The 3,287-nt window shown below is 46.2% G+C and carries 3 protein-coding genes; all 3 read right to left on the bottom strand.

The window, feature by feature from the left end; genetic code table 11:
- Positions 1 to 1,491: 1,491 nt before the first annotated feature.
- The 3 genes from JIN82_RS00075 to JIN82_RS00065 all read right to left on the bottom strand — a co-directional run bounded on the left by JIN82_RS00075 (position 1,492) and on the right by JIN82_RS00065 (position 2,901).
- A complete protein-coding gene (locus JIN82_RS00075; RefSeq protein ID WP_200309488.1) occupies positions 1,492 to 1,860 on the bottom strand; it encodes a hypothetical protein in 369 nt (122 codons plus the stop codon).
- A 122-nt stretch (positions 1,861 to 1,982) separates the two neighbouring features.
- Positions 1,983 to 2,237 (bottom strand): hypothetical protein, encoded by a 255-nt coding sequence (locus JIN82_RS00070; RefSeq protein ID WP_234041659.1) that lies wholly within the window; start codon positions 2,235 to 2,237, stop codon positions 1,983 to 1,985.
- 292 nt (positions 2,238 to 2,529) lie between these two features.
- A complete protein-coding gene (locus tag JIN82_RS00065) occupies positions 2,530 to 2,901 on the bottom strand; it encodes a hypothetical protein (RefSeq protein WP_200309486.1) in 372 nt (123 codons plus the stop codon).
- Between the last annotated feature and the right edge of the window lie 386 nt (positions 2,902 to 3,287).

Below are 3,287 nucleotides of genomic sequence, written 5' to 3'. Positions count from 1 at the left end.
AGAGTTCGCCTACTGCGAGAGCAGGCTTGATTGAGTGAAACGAATGAGGGACTGAGACGCAGTTAGGCGCAACGACTTGATATCTGTCCGCACGTCTATCCTACTCAAGGAATCGAGCTCGTGCGGAGACGGGAATGCTAGGATGACTTCTTTCATAGAGTTTTTTCTGTCAGGTTCATCGCAGGATAACTTGCAGAAAAAACTGACTTGTCATCCTCTGCGCAAGCTTGTGCGCGCAACGTTAGATCTAGTTGATAGATAAAAGCCTCACTGAGTGCAAGTTCTCATTTCAAGCTATACAGGCTCGAGTTCTCTCGCACTCTTGTATCATCTAAGCTCGCGCTCATTCTGAAAGGCTACGCTGATCTTTCCCTCTGCTCGCTGCGCTACGATGATACTGACACCGTTTCACGGAGTCAAGCTTGAAATGTTCACTTGAACAGTCTGTCGGGAAGCTCTTTTCTATCAGCTAGCTGCCGCATTCATCCAGATATCGTCTAGCACACCAACCGCTGACCACTCAGCGCGCTACGTTTTTGGGTTGAGGTTAAAATTGTCATGAGGTCAATAATTCGGCGGGGAAGCGGTTGGGTGCTGCGACTTGTTAGCTCATTATTCTATACGTGCGAGCTCCTCTTTGAGTTTTTTGATTTGGCGAGTTCGGTCTTTATTAGTCTCCATCAATTCCATGCGAGCAATCTCTTTCTCAAGATCGTGCTTAAGCCTAGTAGATTGTCTCTGCCTTATGTCTAAATACGCAAAATCTCTAGCACGACTAGAATCTCTGATCGCGTTCCAAGCTTTAACGTCATCCTTCTTCGGAATGGAAACCTTGTAACCAAGACAATAGCAGTTAGCTCCACAGCTTAAACATTTAGGCGTTGTCTCTATAGTTTTTGGCCGCCTTGCCGAAGTGCGGCACAGAAAACAGACCCAGTTATGATTACTAGCGGACATCGTGCATATTTTTTAGCTAACGTCTAGCACACCAACCGCTGACCACTCAGCGTGCTACGTTTTTGGGTTGGGGTTGAAATGGTCATAAAGGTCATTAATTCGGCGGGGAAGCGGTTGGGTGCTGCGCCTTGTTCGGTTGATTTATTTATAGGAGTTGGCGTTCTAACTTGTGATCGATGATGCTGTCGCCCTTGGTCAATTCACTCAAACCTAGCAAAAACCAAACAGCATATCCTCGACATGCGAAAAGCTAAGCAAAAGTTTGAGGATCTAACGATCACAAAATAACAAAAAGAATGATGCCTAACTTTAGCGAGCTGGAAACGGAAAACACGTTCTCGATGTGAGACGATCAGCTGGGAAATTGCATCACTTACTCAGAAGCGTCTAGCTGGCGCAGAATTAATACCGAACGTCTAGCACACCAACCGTTGACCGCTCAGCGCGCTACGTTTTTGGGTTTGGATTAAAATTTTCATAAAGGTCATTAATTCGGCGGGGCAGCGGTTGGGTGCTGCGCCTTGTTAGCCCATTTTATTTTGTTAAAGTGTATGCGAAACTTGCCAGCAACCCAGAAATGATAATGCATACAGTCCCACATCCCTGCTTTAATTGAGTTGAATCGCTGACGTTATCAACAGCTTCACCCTCCACATAAATTTTAAGTCCTAGATGTTCTGAAATCCGCTCAACCAAAGCATAATCATCTTCTGTTTCGATCGTATCAGAAATCAATTCAGTTGGTTCAACATTGAAAAATACTTCTCTGCCGTCATCAGATTGCCACACAAGAAGTCCTGCACTGAACCCTAATTCTGGGATATTATCGATCAATGATCTTATCTGCTCATCTGAAATCACCTCTTTTCCGTGTTCTGACGATATAGTTATGACTACGCTCATTTTTGGGCTAACGTCTAGCGCACCAACCGCTGACCACTCAGCGCGCTAGGTTTTTGGGTTTGGATTGAAATTTTCATAAAGGTCATTAATTCGGCGGGGCAGCGGTTGGGTGCTGCGACTTGTTAGCCCAAATTCTTGTGTTTTGATTCACTCCACCACTCAAGGGATTCAAATTCGATATCGTATTCCACCGTCTTGCCCTTACCCAAATATTCCTTCTTGTATATTAGCAATGAACCATCAAATTTGATCGGCGAAATAAACCCCTTGTTAGCTGAGGACACCTCAACCTCCCTATTATCTTGGAGGTCAAAAACAACCAATGAGGTCTGTGGCCCCTTACCGTAATCAGTGGTCGTCCACTCTTGCAACGCCAAATACCTAGAATCAGCTGACCACTTCCATGGTTGCCCAAAAACACGCCCGCTAACTTGAACATCGTCTATAACGGCTCGATAATAGGCTGGCCCCATTCGAACTTCATTCTCATACGTCAGAAGCAAGCTATGCGCTTTATTTGGTGATTTAAGTGGCACCTGGTTCATTATTATTGGCTAACGTCTAGCACACCAACCGCTGACCTCTCAGCGCGCTACGTTTTTGGGTTTGGATTGAAATTGTCATAAAGGTCATTAATTCGGCGGGGAAGCGGTTGGGTGCTGCGCCTTGTTAGCCATTGTTTTTTTGCGGGTATTGGCTGAAGCGCTCGATCCACCCGTTTTCAGTGAAAATCTCGCCGTGGAGCCCGTCCGAAGTTTGCGCAACATCGACGCCATCGACCTCAACTTGGACTGATCCGTCGGTATCGGAATCCTCCTGCAATGCAAAAAGAAAGTCGTGCATGCCGGTCGTAATCAAGTGCTCTGCTGCCTCTCGGATAGTTTCACGCTGATCGTCACTCATGGCGGTCAACCTTTCTTGGAGATTCTGAACGGCAGGAGCCTTCCAAGATCCAGCCAACAGCATCTCGAGATCATCTAGCATCTTGTCTCTGAGATTCCGGATGAAGAACTCTCCAAACTTGTCGAGTGGATTATTCATTATTGGGGCTAACGAAGAGTTCGCCTACTGCGAGAGCAGGCTTGATTGAGTGAAACGAATGAGGGACTGAGACGCAGTTAGGCGCAACGACTTGATATCTGTCCGCACGTCTATCCTACTCAAGGAATCGAGCTCGTGCGGAGACGGGAATGCTAGGATGACTTCTTTCATAGAGTTTTTTCTGTCAGGTTCATCGCAGGATAACTTGCAGAAAAAACTGACTTGTCATCCTCTGCGCAAGCTTGTGCGCGCAACGTTAGATCTAGTTGATAGATAAAAGCCTCACTGAGTGCAAGTTCTCATTTCAAGCTATACAGGCTCGAGTTCTCTCGCACTCTTGTATCATCTAAGCTCGCGCTCATTCTGAAAGGCTACGCTGATCTTTC

The organism is Persicirhabdus sediminis, assembly GCF_016595495.1.
Taxonomy (GTDB): domain Bacteria; phylum Verrucomicrobiota; class Verrucomicrobiia; order Verrucomicrobiales; family Akkermansiaceae; genus Persicirhabdus; species Persicirhabdus sediminis.
Note: the sequence above shows the minus strand (reverse complement) of the source record. Positions and strands in the feature narration are given on the sequence as shown.